This window comes from Polaromonas sp. P3_B1 (assembly GCF_056402935.1).
Window position 1 is genome coordinate 12,380 of sequence record NZ_JBFUGK010000032.1, and the last position, 14,280, is coordinate 26,659.

General features: G+C 60.1%; 12 protein-coding genes and 1 pseudogene. 6 read left to right on the forward strand and 7 right to left on the reverse strand.

All coding sequences use genetic code 11. From position 1 onward, the window contains the following. Nucleotides 1-69: 69 nt before the first annotated feature. The 3 genes from AC1DXS_RS17765 (at nucleotide 70) to AC1DXS_RS17775 (ending at nucleotide 2,566) form a co-directional block, all read left to right on the forward strand. Complete coding sequence (locus AC1DXS_RS17765; protein ID WP_477738799.1) at nucleotides 70-450, forward strand: YciI family protein; 381 nt, start codon at nucleotides 70-72, stop codon at nucleotides 448-450. 90 nt (nucleotides 451-540) lie between these two features. Next, on the forward strand, nucleotides 541-1,308 hold the full coding sequence (hpaI, locus tag AC1DXS_RS17770; protein ID WP_477738800.1) for a 4-hydroxy-2-oxoheptanedioate aldolase: 768 nt from the start codon (nucleotides 541-543) through the stop codon (nucleotides 1,306-1,308). A gap of 100 nt (nucleotides 1,309-1,408) precedes the next feature. Beyond that, complete coding sequence (locus tag AC1DXS_RS17775; RefSeq protein WP_477738801.1) at nucleotides 1,409-2,566, forward strand: aminotransferase class V-fold PLP-dependent enzyme; 1,158 nt, start codon at nucleotides 1,409-1,411, stop codon at nucleotides 2,564-2,566. Here AC1DXS_RS17775 and AC1DXS_RS17780 read toward each other — a convergent pair. From AC1DXS_RS17780 to AC1DXS_RS17805, 6 genes and pseudogenes are all read right to left on the reverse strand, one after another. Next, nucleotides 2,563-4,107 carry a pPIWI-associating nuclease domain-containing protein gene (locus AC1DXS_RS17780; protein WP_477738802.1) on the reverse strand — a complete coding sequence of 515 codons (1,545 nt, stop codon included), beginning with the start codon at nucleotides 4,105-4,107 and terminating at the stop codon, nucleotides 2,563-2,565. The two genes, AC1DXS_RS17775 and AC1DXS_RS17780, sit on opposite strands and share 4 nt — an antisense overlap. Further along, the gene (locus AC1DXS_RS17785) at nucleotides 4,104-6,491 is read right to left on the reverse strand and encodes a hypothetical protein (RefSeq protein ID WP_477738803.1); all 2,388 of its coding nucleotides are present in this window, start codon (nucleotides 6,489-6,491) and stop codon (nucleotides 4,104-4,106) included. The genes AC1DXS_RS17780 and AC1DXS_RS17785 overlap by 4 nt, the downstream gene beginning before the upstream one ends. A gap of 156 nt (nucleotides 6,492-6,647) precedes the next feature. Next, nucleotides 6,648-6,827, reverse strand: a pseudogene (locus tag AC1DXS_RS17790) (helix-turn-helix domain-containing protein); the annotation flags it as partial. A 30-nt stretch (nucleotides 6,828-6,857) separates the two neighbouring features. Then, nucleotides 6,858-7,550, reverse strand: coding sequence for a hypothetical protein (locus AC1DXS_RS17795; protein WP_477738804.1), 693 nt, complete (start codon nucleotides 7,548-7,550; stop codon nucleotides 6,858-6,860). 91 nt (nucleotides 7,551-7,641) lie between these two features. After that, the gene (locus AC1DXS_RS17800) at nucleotides 7,642-8,328 is read right to left on the reverse strand and encodes a glutathione S-transferase family protein (RefSeq protein ID WP_477738805.1); all 687 of its coding nucleotides are present in this window, start codon (nucleotides 8,326-8,328) and stop codon (nucleotides 7,642-7,644) included. Nucleotides 8,329-8,492: 164 nt separating this feature from the next. Then, nucleotides 8,493-9,419, reverse strand: a complete 927-nt coding sequence (locus AC1DXS_RS17805; protein ID WP_477738806.1) for a sigma-70 family RNA polymerase sigma factor — start codon at nucleotides 9,417-9,419, stop codon at nucleotides 8,493-8,495. A 255-nt stretch (nucleotides 9,420-9,674) separates the two neighbouring features. Between AC1DXS_RS17805 and AC1DXS_RS17810 the strand changes: the two genes are divergently transcribed. Continuing rightward, nucleotides 9,675-11,084, forward strand: coding sequence for an MFS transporter (locus tag AC1DXS_RS17810; RefSeq protein WP_477738807.1), 1,410 nt, complete (start codon nucleotides 9,675-9,677; stop codon nucleotides 11,082-11,084). Next, complete coding sequence (locus AC1DXS_RS17815) at nucleotides 11,081-11,386, forward strand: hypothetical protein (RefSeq protein ID WP_477738808.1); 306 nt, start codon at nucleotides 11,081-11,083, stop codon at nucleotides 11,384-11,386. The genes AC1DXS_RS17810 and AC1DXS_RS17815 overlap by 4 nt, the downstream gene beginning before the upstream one ends. A gap of 39 nt (nucleotides 11,387-11,425) precedes the next feature. Here AC1DXS_RS17815 and AC1DXS_RS17820 read toward each other — a convergent pair whose 3' ends face one another. Further along, nucleotides 11,426-12,454, reverse strand: a complete 1,029-nt coding sequence (locus AC1DXS_RS17820) for an AraC family transcriptional regulator (RefSeq protein WP_477738809.1) — start codon at nucleotides 12,452-12,454, stop codon at nucleotides 11,426-11,428. A gap of 148 nt (nucleotides 12,455-12,602) precedes the next feature. Between AC1DXS_RS17820 and AC1DXS_RS17825 the strand changes: the two genes are divergently transcribed. Then, a complete protein-coding gene (locus AC1DXS_RS17825) occupies nucleotides 12,603-14,225 on the forward strand; it encodes a carboxyl transferase domain-containing protein (protein WP_477738810.1) in 1,623 nt (540 codons plus the stop codon). Nucleotides 14,226-14,280 lie beyond the last annotated feature (55 nt).

Below are 14,280 nucleotides of genomic sequence, written 5' to 3' on the forward strand. Positions count from 1 at the left end.
ATTCCGGCCCGCCCCGTTCGTCGTAGAGGTGTCAGCAAGCAAAACCCTCCATCACCGAAAGGAAACCCCATGAAATACCTCTGCCTCGCCAACTACAAACCCGCCGACATGGCTGCCCTGTCGCCGGCTGACCGCAAGGCGCTGGTCAGCCAGTGCCCCGCCAAGGATGCCGAGCTCAAGGCCACCGGGCAGCTGCGCCTGAGCGCCTCGCTGGACGGGCCCGCCATCCGCCTGCAGCCGCGCGGCGGCAAGACCACGGTGGCCGACGGCCCTTTTGCCGAGGCAAAAGAGCTGGTCGGCGGCTTTTTCATCATCGAGGCCGCCAGCCGGGACGAAGCCGTACGCATCGCCTCGCTGCACCCGGCCGCCACGCTGGGCGAAGACGTGGGCTGGAACATCGATATCCACCCCATAGGATTTTTTGAGCAGTACGCCGGCAAGGCGGCCTGAACACCGCGCCCGGCGCCTGCGGGTGGGGTGAGCCGGGGTTAAAGTGCGCCAGACGGAACCAAGCCGCGCCACCCCCACAAGGAAACCCCCATGACCCCCGCAGGCAATCCTTTCAAAACCGCCCTCCAGGCCGGCAAGCCGCAAATCGGCCTGTGGCTGTCCATGGCCTCGCCCTATATGGCCGAGGTCAGCGCCACCGCCGGTTTTGACTGGCTGCTCATAGACGGCGAGCATTCGCCCAACGACCTTCAAAGCACGCTGGCTGCGCTGCAGGCGATTGCGCCTTACCCATCGCATCCCATCGTCCGCGTGGTCGAGGGCAGCGAAGCCCTGATCAAGCAGGTGCTCGATATCGGCGCGCAAACCCTCCTCGTGCCCATGGTCGACACCGCCGCTCAGGCCACCCATATGGTTGCCGCCACCCGCTACCCGCCCCAGGGCGTGCGCGGTGTCGGCAGCGCGATTGCCAGGGCCTCGCGCTGGAACGCGCGCAGCGACTACCTGGCCGTGGCCGACAGCGAAGTCTGCCTGCTGGTGCAAGCCGAAAGCACCACCGCCATGGCCAACCTCGCGGCCATCTGCGCGGTCGACGGCGTGGACGGCGTCTTCATAGGCCCGGCCGACCTGGCCGCCTCCATGGGCCACCGCGGCCAGCCGCAGCACCCCGATGTCCAGGCCGCCATCGAGAGCGCCATCAAGACCATCACCGCCAGCGGCAAGGCCGCCGGCATCCTGACCGGCGATACAACGCTGGCGCGCCACTACCTGGCGCTGGGCTGCATGTTTGTGGCGGTCGGGGTGGATGTGCTGGTGTATGCCAACGCGGCCCGCGCGCTGGCGAAAGAGCTAAAAAGCTAACTGCCCCAGGGCTGAAGCGGTTTCCCCGGGCCGGGGTTGTCCTGAATGGGGCTGCGGTGCTAAGCTGCCAGCCCGACTTTTAAATAAAAAGGTGAGACACATGCCCGGACTTCTGCCTAATGTCGACCCAGACGGTTTGCTTGAGTTTTCGGTGGTCTACACCGACCGCGCGCTCAACCACATGTCGCGCAGCTTCCAGGGCGTGATGAGCGACATCTCCGCCATCCTCAAAGAGGTCTACCACGCGCATTCCGTCGCGCTGGTGCCCGGCAGCGGCACCTACGGCATGGAAGCCGTGGCCCGCCAGTTCGCCGCCGGCAAACACGTCATGGTGGTGCGCAACGGCTGGTTCAGCTACCGCTGGACGCAGATCTTTGAGATGGGCAACATCCCCGCCTCGCACACCGTGCTCAAGGCCCGCAAGACAGCCGCCGGCGCCCAGGCGCCGTGGGTGCCCGCCCCGGTGGCCGACGTCATCGCTGCCATCGCCAAAGAAAAGCCCGCCCTGGTCTTTGCCCCCCACGTCGAAACCGCCTCCGGCATGATGCTGCCCGACAGCTACCTGCAAGCCGTCGCCGCCGCCGTGCATGCCGTCGGCGGGCTGTTTGTGCTCGACTGCATCGCCTCCGGCGCCATGTGGGTCGACATGAAAGCCACCGGCGTCGACATCCTGATCTCAGCCCCGCAAAAAGGCTGGAGCAGCTCACCCTGCTGCGCCATGGTCATGCTCAGCGAACGCGCCCGCACCGCGATTGAAACCACCATGAGCTCCAGCTTCGCCTGCGACTTGAAGAAGTGGCTGCAGATCATGGAAACCTATGAAAACGGCGGCCACGCCTACCACGCGACCCTGCCCACAGACGCCCTCACACGCCTGCGCGCCACCATGAAGGAGACGCAAGCCTACGGGTTTGCGAAAGTGAAGACCGAGCAGATAGAGCTGGGCAGCAAGGTGCGCGCCCTGTTCGAAAGCCGCGGCCTGCCCAGCGTGGCCGCCGAAGGCTTCAAGGCACCGGGCGTGGTCGTGAGCTACACCACCGATCCCGACATCCAGTCAGGCAAGAAGTTTTTGGCCGAAGGTTTGCAGACCGCCGCCGGTGTGCCGCTGCAGTGCGACGAAGGTGCTGACTTCAAGACCTTCCGCGTAGGGCTGTTTGGGCTGGAGAAGTGGCACAACGTGGACCGGACGGTGGCGAGTCTGGCGGGGGCTTTGGAGCGGATTGGGGTGGGGGAGCCCGAGATAGTGATAGCGCGTTAGCAACGACGATTTTCCAGCATCAATTGCGCTAGGATACTTTCCGCTTGCTTAATTGCTGTAAAGGCCAGTGAACGACTTGCAGTTGTGTGGGTCAGAGCTGACGCATTTGCATAGCTTGCTGACAGCACCCCAGCGAGTTGAGAGGCGCGAGCTTCAAGCAATTCATCCTCGCTAGCTACTGCCTTACCTTGCTCTTTGCCGGTCGCTCCAAAAATATACATTACACGCTGACGTCGTGTAGGTGCGGTTAACCCCTTCTCAAACTTAAAACTACTCTCTCCTTCTACCGCCTCGTTGGGCGCAAGTTTGTGAAGAACTTGAGTTACTAGGTCTCGTGCTTCGCTAACTGCACCGGAGTAGTTAGGCATTTGCAGCTGATAGATCGCCCAAGCAGATAGATATTTAGCGCGAAACGCGGCATCTATTGCCCCTAATTGGTTGGCGAGTTGAGAGTCAAAGGCAGCATCATTAGCGGTCGCTGAATATAGCGTAGCCCAACGGGTAAACATTCGGCAGCGGCGCTTAATGTCGATGTTGTCTTTATCTAGCTCTGCAATTCCAACGTGCTGAAGAATTTCAATGGCCTTGCTTGCTTGATAGCCGCCAAGTTCTTGAGCGTATGTTGCAACCTTTCTTGTGCTGTGAGTATCGGGAAGTGATGAATAGATTACCTGGCTCGATGAGTCGCAATATTTGTTCCACCACTCAGAGAATTGCCAGCCTCGGCTAGATTCAAAATCGCCGATAAGCGCCACTAAGGATGCTTTGCTTAATTTTTCGTTTTTATCGACAGCCTTTTGCATGATGTATTGCAAGATCATGGGATGTCCACCGGTCTCATCAAATGCTAGTTTGAAAACATCATCCTCGATGGAAAGACTGGTTGGTTCCGTCATGAGCTTAGTTGTTTCGTCAATGTCAAGACTTCTAAGGCTTTTCCACTCCAAGATGTCCATGAGCGGAGACCCTATATCGTGTTGAAGAGCGGACATCTCCCGGGCCCCCGAGAAAACTGCGGAAATGTGACCGGAAATTTCAGGGTAGTTGCTTAATAGCGCACGCCAGTTTGCGAAAAAAGATCCTGCCCATTCTGGATGTGCTGTGACGTGCTCGATCTCGTCAAATATCACGATTGCTTTAGGCACTTTCTCCTGCGCATTGAATAGCGAAGAACATGCTTGAACAAAATCCGAGAACTCTAGAGGTCTGTCAGGTGCGGGGCGAGAATATGCGAGTCCTTGCTCCATTTGAGAGAAGATATTTCCCCATATGACTTGTGCCGTGAGTGGGCGCGGCAAAGTGAGTCCGTCTAAATAAACCGGGAGAATGAGCGTTCCTGAGTCGGCATAAATCTGCGCACCATTGCGGAGGTCGCGCTCAACTGCACGGAGCAGTGTTGTTTTACCCATCCTCCTTGCACCTGTGATTCCGAACGAATTTCCATGCACGGACGGGAGAGCCTTCAACATGTCAACCATAAGAGATTGACGCCCGTAAACTAGGTCCAGATTGATTTGATTCCATCGATAAGGGTTAATCATTCTGCAACTCCTGCTCGCCTCTTCAGCCAAGAAGTCAACGCGTTAAAAGACATTGAGAATCCGCTCGGCGTTCGTCTAATTAGTTGATATCCCAGTAAATGACGTGTGGCCTCGTCCGTAACATTGGTCGGTTGAGTTCCGAGGGCCAGGCTCTCAATAAACCGTTCTTCCTCGGGGAAATGAGCGTGTAGGAGCTCAGTTATCTGTTCAAACTTATCGCTTTTATCTTGGATGAAAATGGGAACTTCAATATTCACCATCCGGCCTGTCACTTGCAATGGACGCTGCAAGTGACGTTGGCTTATCTGGCTACATAACATTCGGGTTAAGAAGGGGTGGCCACCACATTCTCGAAAAATTTGGTCTATGGCTCCGCGCTCCCAGTAGACGCTCATGCCTTTTCCTAAGCTGTGAATCATCTGCGCGGTATCTTCATAAGATAGCGGTGGAACAAATATAGATTTATAAAGAGAGAAAACTGGATTTTCTCGGCCTTCCCAGTAGGCTTTTTCGCTGATGGCTGCGTTGGCCGCAACCACCACGCTTGAGAGCAGTCCCCCATATCGTTCAGTTTGCGCTAAGCCGCGGAGCAGGCCAAAAAATTCGATATATCCAGACATAGATTGCTGGCTGGCCAACGGTAGACAACGCTCAAGCTCGTCGAGAACAATAACAACCTTACTTACTCCCGGTAAGCGCTGCGCCAAAATCTCATCTAAAAGTTCCCTTAGATCTTCTGAAAAAACCAAGGCTGGACTGGCAATCTGTGCAGCCGCGTCGCTATAGCGCGAGTAGACGCCGAGACGGAGTATCCTGTGCAAATGAGGGAATCTAGGCCCCAGTCGATCCAACAAATCCCTTTCAATCTCCCACAAAACGGGTAAAAAACTATGAATCGCCAATCCGGGACTGGACTGAAGATCGACGTAAGCAACTGCTTCTTCCTTTAGCTTTTCGTCGCGTAGTTGATACATCAATGACGTCTTGCCCATTTTTCGAAGACCGAAGATGCCTATGAATTCGCCACGTCTCGCTTGGTCGGCCACTTGAACAAGAAGTCTTTCCCGGCCAAACAGCCTTCTTCCAGATACGGGAAGGGTGCTGTCATAGAGGTCGCGTAATCCAAGATACTGGCTCAGCAGGCCTCTCAGTTTTTCTTTGGGCTCACCTCCTGACTGCATCAATTGCTCATCGATCGGAATGATTGCCTCATTGTTTTCGCTAAGAACGCTCATAACGAAATCGCGAACAGTTGAAGTTTTCGGAATGACCACAAATGCCATCGATGAGTTCAGAACCATTTCTCGACCGTTAATTAATCCAACAGTCGAGTCAGCCTTGAGCGATCTGATGTGCTTACTCAAGGCCAAGATATCAGCCCGCTTTGGATCATTGCTAAAGCAGCGAACTAGGTAGGCACCATTCACGCCGAACGAGGCGTCGACTTCCGGATCTTTAATTTCAACAACTAGGTCACTTACGCCTATTGGCAACTCACGCCGCCCTGGAATACCAGGGTGAAATCCTGCTACCTTGTTGAGAAACGAATAAGCGCGACCAGCTCTCGGATTTGAAGCAAGTGCTCTAAATCGGGTATATGTGTTGTCCCGTTTGTTTAGTTTTCCAACTGCATCTAAGGAATCGAATATCTCTCCAGCCTCCTTCAGGCTGGTGGCAGTGGCCATTTGTGCGAGAACCTGCGCCAGTCCCATCTTAAGAAGAGTTTGATATGGATGTAAGTTAACACCGTCTCGTAGAATTTTCTCCGCAGCTAGCAGGTTGCCAGCGCGACGTTCCATTTGTCCAAACATGCTGAAAAATGTTGACTTACTTGGAAAAAGAGTTACCGCCTTACGTAGTAGTTCCCGTGCTTGAGCGTGATCTTTGCCTCTACCCTCGATCAGCATTTTTGCGTAAGCCGTGTAGATGTCCGCTCCACCGCCATTTGCTATTGCTTGCTCAAAGAGTTCGCGGGCTGCGCTGAAACGACCCTCAGCTCGGGCAATTGCCGCTTGCTCGTACAGTTTTCTATTCGACTGAACCGATAGTTCAACTGCCGCGGTAGCAGTGTCAAGATCCCCTGGGGTTTGTATTTCCGGAACAGGTAGTTCGGGGAAAAGCGAAGGCTCAGTTAGGTCGCCTGAACTTTTGGCAGTAGTGTCCGAAGGGAATTGTTTACTTACAGCATCGGCAACAAGTCCATCCTCGCCGTGAGAAAAAACGACTTCCACTTCGTCCTTTAACTGCGGCTCTAGTGAACGAGGATTCAGTGATGAAAAATCAAACGAAACTCGACGATTATCAAAAAGTCGAATGTGCCCATTCTTTAATTTGTTATTGAGCGCGTAAATCGTCCCGGTCGCACTAATCAATTCCTTTGGCATTCAATCCTCCTGCGGGTCTTGGTGACAACCGACTGTTTTTTCTGAGTATGCTACTAGTGGATAGCGAATTTGAGCCAAGTGTCAAGTTGCATCGGCTATTTATGAATTTTTCAGTCTTACTGATCTTTGTCCGAATTCCCTAGGACTAATTCCGGTCTATTCATTAAAGGCCCTAATAAAACTCTTCTCATTCCGAAACCCCGAAGCCTCGGCCACCTGCTTGACCGGCTTGGTCGTCCGCAGCAACAGGTCCTTGGCCTTTTCAAAGCGCACCTCGTCCTTGAGCTGTTGCAGCGAAGCCCCTTCCTCCTGAAGCTGGCGGTGCAGGGAGCGCGGCGGCATGTCATTGCCGCCGCCTGCTAAACGTCACCGCACCCGATTCGGCAAAGGGTCATTCAAAGGCTCCGACGGCCCCATCAATTTGGCGCAGCGCGCGGCCGCCTCGCGAATGGCTGCGTGCCAGCCCATGACAACGCCATCACTTGAAAAGCTGCCGGCTCCCTGGCAGGAGACTGGGGTGCCCTGATTGTCGAGCGACAGGTTGACGAAGACGAGACGGGAGCCTGCTCGGTCCGCCGCTGACTGCAGCAAGAGGCTGGCAATGGCATTACCGAGGGCCAAGCCCACCACATCTTGCATTGAGCTGGGTAACTGACCGTTGACGGTGTTGATTTGATCGGTGTATTCGACGTTGACTTTGAGCTGCCGGCCGCGTTTCTCTCCGATGGCGATGTCCAGGGCGGTCAGCTCCAGGCCGCCGGCCAATGTTGCCAGCGTTGATTCGCTGAGTTGCTCGGCCAGTGCGTGTTTCAGCGCTTCAATCGGCGGTTGGTCAAAGTTCTTTTCGCCAAACCTGTCCAGCTCGCCCTGTGCCGTGGGGACTTTGGGATTGCGTTGCTGGGGCGGCGGTCTTTTGTCGGCCAAAAGCAGTTTGGCGCCTTGTGCGGACTCGAGCGCACCCGTGACATGAAACTCGGGCGTTTGTGCCAGGGCATGCACCCAAGAGCACGCCGTCATGGCAATGGCCACCACTGTTTTTGCGGCACAGATTGTTTTCACTCTGACTCCCCCTGCGTTGACTCGCCACGGCAGTTTAAGCGCTTAGGTCTGAGTTCTGCGCATGATTCCCCTGGGTAATTTTCCCCTGTCGCTATCCCTTCCCCGGCCGCATATCCGGCGCCGGGGTGGTCGGGATGCCCTGGTCCAACGCAGCCTGGTGCTGTACCTGCAAGGCGCGCTGGAATGCCGGGCGTTGCTCCAGCTGCCGGTGGTAACGGCGGACGGCATCGGGGAATTGCGTTGCCAGGCCAAGGTGGTTGCCCAGCATGAGCGCGTAATGGACGGACACATCGGCTGCGGTGAAGCGGCCGGCGCAGAGAAATTCCTGTTGCTGTTGTTGCTGCAGGGCGGCGTCCATGGCTTTCAGCCGGGCTAGGAACCAGCGGCTGTAGTCTTCCGCGACCTGGGGTTGTTTGCGCTCTTCGGGTTCGAAGTGGGTATAGCGCAGCACCAGGGTTTGTGGAAAGGTCAGCGTGGCTTCGCCCATGTGCAGCCAGTTGAGGTAGGCGCCATAGGCTGGGTCTGTCTGCGGGACGTCCAGCTGGCCGGGGCTGTGCCGTGCCGCAAGGTACTGGCATATCGCCGCGGATTCGGTCATGCGGGTGTCGCCGTCCACCAGCAGCGGCACGGTGCCTAGGGGGTTGTCCGCCAGGAATTCGCGGGCCAGCGCGCGCGGCGGAAAGGGCAGCATGCGCAGCGTGTAGGGCATGCCCAGCTCTTCAAGCATCCACAGGGGGCGGAAGGAGCGGGCGCTGACGCAGTGGTGAAGGGTGATCATGCGAACAGTCTAGGGTTCCGCGCGTCACAAGTCCTGCCATGAAAGGGGCAAATCAGGCCAGTGGCGGTTTCCCTTGCCGAAACTCCGCGGGTGGCTGGCCGTTCCATTCCGACCGGGCTGCTCGTCGGTCCATGCTCGCCTCCCTCCCAAAAAACAGCCCGCACTCAAATATCAAACAGCACCCCATCATCGAAGTAAAACGCATACCTGAAGTCGCGAATCGTCATGAGCTTTCCGTCCCGCCACTCGAGCCCCACGATGTAGTCGCCATTGACCGTGGAATCGCTCTCCTGGTGTATCCAGATGACCGGCCGGCCTTCCATGTTGGTGGGCGTGACGCGCATCACCCCTGTCACGGCTGCATACCGGCCGAAGTATTCGCCCACATTGGCTTTGCCGTCCAGTTGCAAACGTGCCACCAGGTTCAGGTGAACCTGGTCGCCCAGCATGTCGCGCAGGCCGTCAAAGTCTCGCGCGTTGAAGCGGGCCGCGTATTCGGTCAGCAAAGCCTGGTCTGCGGGCGACAAAGCCGGCGGTGGGGCTTTGTCTTGTACTTGCTGGGCCAGCTCGCGCAGGCGCAGGCGGCCGCGGTGCAGCGAGGCCTTGATGGCGGGCAGGCTGACGTTCATCACTTCTGCTGCTTCGTCCATCGCGTAGCCCAGCACGTCGGCCAGGATGACCGCGCTGCGCTGGGCCGGCAGCAGCTGCATGAAGGTGCGCAGTGCCGCCGTGGTGGCATGGCGCAGCTCGGCGCTGGCATGGGGGTCGGCGGTGCTGTCGGGCTCTTCGTCGGCAAGGTGCACTTCTTCGCGGGCCTTGCCGCGCAAAAAGTCCATGGCTGTGTTGTGCGCAATGCGAAACAGCCAGCCCTCTGCATGCTGCACCGTGGCCGGGTCGTAAGCCTGCGCGGCTTTGGCCAGGGTGTCCTGCACGATGTCTTCGCCGTCAAAGATGGAGCCCGTCATGCGCGCGCAGTAGCGGTGCAGCCGGGGCCGCAGCTTGCCCATGAGGGTGATGAACTCAGGCAGGGCCGGGCTGGGTGTGCCGGTGGGTGTGGTGGGCAGGGCGGTGGCGTGGGGTGTGGCGTTCATGAAGGGGCCTTGGCGTTGTGATTGTGCTTCGGAGGTGGCGGCTTGGGTGGCTTTGCCGATGAAAGGCCGTCGCAAACCAGAGGGTTTCCTTTTATGAGACGTTGGGGAGGGCCCGAACGATGCGCGGCCACGCAAAAATATTTTTGCATCGATTCGCCGGGCGCCGCCGTCTTTGGCATAGAGGCGGGCATCCATCTGGATATGGCACTGGATGGGGTGCGCCGCCTCCCAACAAGGAGCGATGAAGTGACACAAATGAATCAAGCAGGTTTTACTGCGCAGCAGCGCTGGATCCTGGGCCTGGCGGCGGCGGGGTCGTTTATGGCGGCGCTGGATGCGCTGGTGGTGACCACGGCGCTGGACACCCTCAGGCATGAGCTGTCCGCCTCGGTCGAGGCGCTGGAGTGGACGGTCAATGCCTACGGGCTGAGCTTTGCCGTGCTTCTGATGACCGCTGCCGCGCTGGGCGACCGCTTTGGCCGCAAGCGGGTTTACGTCTGCGGGCTGCTGGTGTTTGCCGCCTCGTCGGCGGCCTGTGCGCTGGCGCCGGGCATGGGCTGGCTGATTGCGGGGCGGGCGCTCCAGGGCCTGGGCGCGGCCATGTTGCTGCCGCTGGCCATGGCCTTGCTGGCGGCTAAGTTTGCGCCGGCGCAGCGGGGCAAGGCGCTGGGGCTGTTCAGCGGCATCACCGGCCTGGCGGTGCTGGCCGGGCCGGTGGCAGGCGGTGCGGTGGTGCACGGCCTGGCGTGGCAATGGGTTTTCTGGATCAACGTGCCGTTTGCGCTGCTGGTGGCCGCGCTGGTGTGGCGCAAGGTGCCCGAAAGCAAGGGTACGCCGGGCCAGCTGGACTGGCGGGGCGCGGTGCTGATGGTGTTGTCCTTGCTGGGGCTGGTGTGGGGGCTGATGCGCGGCGCGCACGGCGGCTGGCTCAGCGTGCCTGTGCTGGGCGCGCTGGGCATGGGGGCCGTGTTGGGCGCGGCCTTTGTGGCTTTGCAGCGCCGTGAGGCGTGGGACGCCATGGTGCCGCCCAGGCTTTTTCGCTCGCCGGTGTTTGCGGCGGGTAACGCGGCGGGGTTTTTGATGACGGCGTCCTTGATGGGCACGCTGTTTTTCATGGCGCAGTTTTTTCAGGTGGTGCAGGGCCGCACGCCGCTGGGCGCGGGCCTGAGCATGCTGCCGTGGACGGCCACACTGTTTTTTGTCGGGCCGGTGGCCGGGGCCCTGGTGGCGCGCGTTGGCGCGCGCAAGCTGGTGGTGGCCGGCCTGGCCCTGCAGGGCATTGGCGTGGCGTGGGTGGCGCTGCTGGCCGGCCCGCAAAGTGCCTACGCGCTGTGGGTGCTGCCCATGGTGGTGACGGGCATGGGTGTTTCCATGGCCATGCCGGCGGTGCAAAGCGCGGTGCTGGCAGAGGTGGAGCCCGGCGATATCGGCAAGGCCTCGGGCTTGTTCCAGACCTTGCGGCAGCTCGGCGGCGTGCTGGGTGTGGCCGTTGCAGCCACGGTGTTTGCGCATGCGGGCGGCTATGGCAGCGCGCAACAGTTCAGTGGCGGCTTTGCCCAGGCGCTGATGGCCTGCGCCCTTCTTTCTTTTGCCGGTGCCGCGGTAGCCCTTCGGCTGCGCGGCAAGGCATCCCATTTCATTCAACCCACAGGAGCAAAAGTATGAGAGCAGTCATCGTTCGTTACCGCGTCAAGCCCGAAATGGCCGCAGAAAATGAGCGCCTCGTTCGCGCCGTGTACGCCGAACTGCAGGCCGTGAAGCCTGCCGGCCTGAGCTACCAGACACATAAGCTGGCCGACGGGGTGAGCTTTGTGCATGTGGCGATGTACGGCGACGGCGTAGTGGAAAGCCCGCTGCCCGGGCTGACGTCCTTCAAGGCCTTCACGGCGGAGATCAAGGCGCGCTGTGACGAATTGCCCGTCACGCAGGAACTGCAGCCCATTGGTTTTTTCAGCAGCCTTGGCTGAGGGAGGCATCCGGTGTAAGGCCAGGCGCATCAAGGCCCGTCAGCCCTGCAGGTTTTTGCGAAACTCTCCGGGGCTGACGCCCGACCACGCACGAAATGCCCGGGTAAAGCTTTTCTCGTTGCCAAAGCCTGCAGCCGCGGCCACTTTTTTCACCGGCTGGCTGGTGCGGTGAAGCAGTTCCCCGGCGTGCTGAAAGCGCACCTCGTCTTTGAGTGCCTGCAGTGAGGCGCCTTCCTCCTTCAGTTGGCGGTGCAGGGAGCGCGGCGACATGTTCAAGGCTGCCGCCAGCGTTTCCGCGGTATGTGACGTGAGCGCCGGGTTGGCCAGCGCCTGCCGCACTTGCTCCACCAGCAGCCTGTCGCGCCGGTACTGCAATACCGTCAAAGGCAAGGCCCGTTGCAGCATCTGCTGCAAGGCTTTTTCATCACGCCGCAGCGGCAAGGCCAGGTAACGCGCATCAAAGCGGATCTCGGCCTGCGCGGCCTTGAACTGCAGGCCCGGGCCGGGGAACATCAGAGCGTAAGCGTCCGCATGGGCCGGCGCCTCAAACGGGAAGCGTGCGCCCTGCAAGGGAATGCGCGAATCCACATACCAGCAGGCCAGGCCGTGGATATTGCGCAGCACGTGGACCAAACCGAATTCGCCAACCTGGCCGGGCACTTTTTCTTCAACCGTGATCGCGGCCGTGTCGCCGCTGGTGGTGAGGCGCAGGGTGATGTCGTCGGCAATCAGTGCATGGTGGCGGCACCAGCGTTTGAGTGCCACGCCCAGGTTGGGCGAGCTGATGGAGGCGCGGGCCAGCATGCCGTAGCTGCCCCAGGGCAGTTTGCGGCTGAAGGCGCCCAGGCCTTCGTCGCCCAGTTCCTGCATCGCGGCGCCTGAGAGCAGCTCCATCTGGCGGGCGGTGATGTGGCCAGTCGGCTGTTTGAGCTGGTTTGGCGTGATCTGTGCCAGTTTGAGGGCGTGCTCCGGGCTCTGGCCGTAGCGCTTGTAGGCGGCTGCAATGCTTCTGGCAAAGGCCATGGGGGTGGCGGCGACGGGTGGAGTGGCGGGGCTGCGGGAGGGCATTGGGTGATTCTCGGTGCCGTTGGCAGGATTTGCAACCTTGTTGGCGGCCTGCCGGGGGCGGGTTTTCGCTAAGCTGGCTGTTTGGCGCTAAGGTAGGGCTGGTACGCCCTGCCATGTCTTCCGGCGCCCCTTATCAGGAAAAAAATCCATGTCCGCTCTTGAGACCCAGCTCAACGCCCGTTCCGCCGACTTCCAGGCCAATGCCGCCGCCATGCGCGCGCTGGTCGACGACCTCGGCGCCAAAGTCGCCAAGGCTGCCCACGGCGGCGGCGACACCGCGCGTGCGCGGCACACGGCGCGGGGCAAACTTCTGCCGCGCGACAGGGTGCAGATGCTGCTGGACCCAGGCACGCCTTTCCTCGAACTCTCGCCGCTGGCCGCCTATGCGATGTACCCCGACCGCGACGGCACCGACAGCGCGCCCTGTGCGGGTGTGATCGCCGGCATTGGCCGCATCAGCGGCGTGGACTGCATGGTGGTGTGCAATGACGCGACGGTGAAGGGCGGCACCTATTACCCGATGACCGTCAAAAAGCATCTTCGCGCGCAGGAGATCGCACAGCAGAACAACCTGCCTTGCGTTTACCTGGTCGATTCGGGCGGTGCCAACCTGCCCAACCAGGACGAGGTCTTCCCCGACCGCGACCATTTCGGCCGCATCTTTTTTAACCAGGCGAACATGAGCGCTGCGGGCATCGCGCAGATCGCGGTGGTCATGGGCAGCTGCACGGCCGGCGGCGCCTATGTACCGGCCATGAGCGACGAGACCATCATCGTCAAGAATCAGGGCACCATCTTTCTGGGCGGCCCGCCGCTGGTGAAGGCGGCCATTGGCGAAATCGTCTCGGCCGAAGACCTGGGCGGCGGCGACGTGCACACGCGCCTTTCGGGCGTGGCCGACCACCTGGCACAGAACGACCCGCATGCGCTGGCCCTGGCGCGCCGCGCCGTCGCCAACCTGAATCGGCAAAAGCAGCCCCAGCAGGTGCTTCGCACGCCCGCGCCGCCGCTGTACAGCCCGGAAGAACTCTATGGCGTGATCCCGACCGACACACGCAAGCCGTATGACGTGCGCGAGATCATTGCGCGCATCGTCGACGGCAGCGAGTTTGCTGAGTTCAAGGCGCGCTACGGCACCACGCTGGTCTGCGGTTTTGCACATGTCGAGGGCATGCCGGTGGGCATCATCGCCAACAACGGCATTTTGTTCAGCGAGTCGGCGCAAAAGGGCGCGCATTTCATCGAGCTGTGCTGCCAGCGCAAGATCCCGCTGGTGTTTCTGCAGAACATCACGGGTTTTATGGTCGGCAAAAAATACGAGGCCGAAGGCATCGCGCGCCACGGCGCCAAGATGGTGATGGCGGTGGCCACGGCCCAGGTGCCCAAGTTCACCATCATCATCGGCGGCAGCTACGGCGCCGGCAACTACGGCATGTGCGGCCGGGCCTATTCGCCGCGCTTTTTGTGGATGTGGCCGAATGCACGCATCTGCGTGATGGGCGGCGAGCAGGCGGCCGGCGTGCTGGCCACGGTCAAGCGCGACGCGATTGAGGCCAAGGGCGGCACCTGGAGCGCCGAGGAAGAGGCCGCCTTCAAGCAGCCGGTGCTGGACCAGTTCGGCCACCAGTCGCATCCTTATTACTCGAGCGCGCGGCTGTGGGACGACGGTGTGATCGACCCGGCGGACACACGGCGTGTGCTGGCGCTGGGCCTTTCGGCCACGCTGAACCAGCCGATTCCTGAGACCAAGTTTGGCGTGTTCCGGATGTAAGCCAGGGTCATCCACGAGCCGGTATTGACGCTTATCGAAACGCTATCAAAAGAAA

What these genes read in the sequence shown, in the direction of transcription:
- AC1DXS_RS17820 (WP_477738809.1), bottom strand. Translation starts at nt 12,454, where the DNA reads ATGCCCTCCCGCAGCCCCGCCACTCCACCCGTCGCCGCCACCCCCATG.
- AC1DXS_RS17800 (WP_477738805.1), bottom strand. Translation starts at nt 8,328, where the DNA reads ATGATCACCCTTCACCACTGCGTCAGCGCCCGCTCCTTCCGCCCCCTG.
- AC1DXS_RS17805 (WP_477738806.1), bottom strand. Translation starts at nt 9,419, where the DNA reads ATGAACGCCACACCCCACGCCACCGCCCTGCCCACCACACCCACCGGC.
- AC1DXS_RS17815 (WP_477738808.1), top strand. Translation starts at nt 11,081, where the DNA reads ATGAGAGCAGTCATCGTTCGTTACCGCGTCAAGCCCGAAATGGCCGCA.
- AC1DXS_RS17785 (WP_477738803.1), bottom strand. Translation starts at nt 6,491, where the DNA reads ATGCCAAAGGAATTGATTAGTGCGACCGGGACGATTTACGCGCTCAAT.
- AC1DXS_RS17810 (WP_477738807.1), top strand. Translation starts at nt 9,675, where the DNA reads ATGAATCAAGCAGGTTTTACTGCGCAGCAGCGCTGGATCCTGGGCCTG.
- AC1DXS_RS17825 (WP_477738810.1), top strand. Translation starts at nt 12,603, where the DNA reads ATGTCCGCTCTTGAGACCCAGCTCAACGCCCGTTCCGCCGACTTCCAG.
- AC1DXS_RS17765 (WP_477738799.1), top strand. Translation starts at nt 70, where the DNA reads ATGAAATACCTCTGCCTCGCCAACTACAAACCCGCCGACATGGCTGCC.
- AC1DXS_RS17775 (WP_477738801.1), top strand. Translation starts at nt 1,409, where the DNA reads ATGCCCGGACTTCTGCCTAATGTCGACCCAGACGGTTTGCTTGAGTTT.
- AC1DXS_RS17780 (WP_477738802.1), bottom strand. Translation starts at nt 4,107, where the DNA reads ATGATTAACCCTTATCGATGGAATCAAATCAATCTGGACCTAGTTTAC.
- hpaI (WP_477738800.1), top strand. Translation starts at nt 541, where the DNA reads ATGACCCCCGCAGGCAATCCTTTCAAAACCGCCCTCCAGGCCGGCAAG.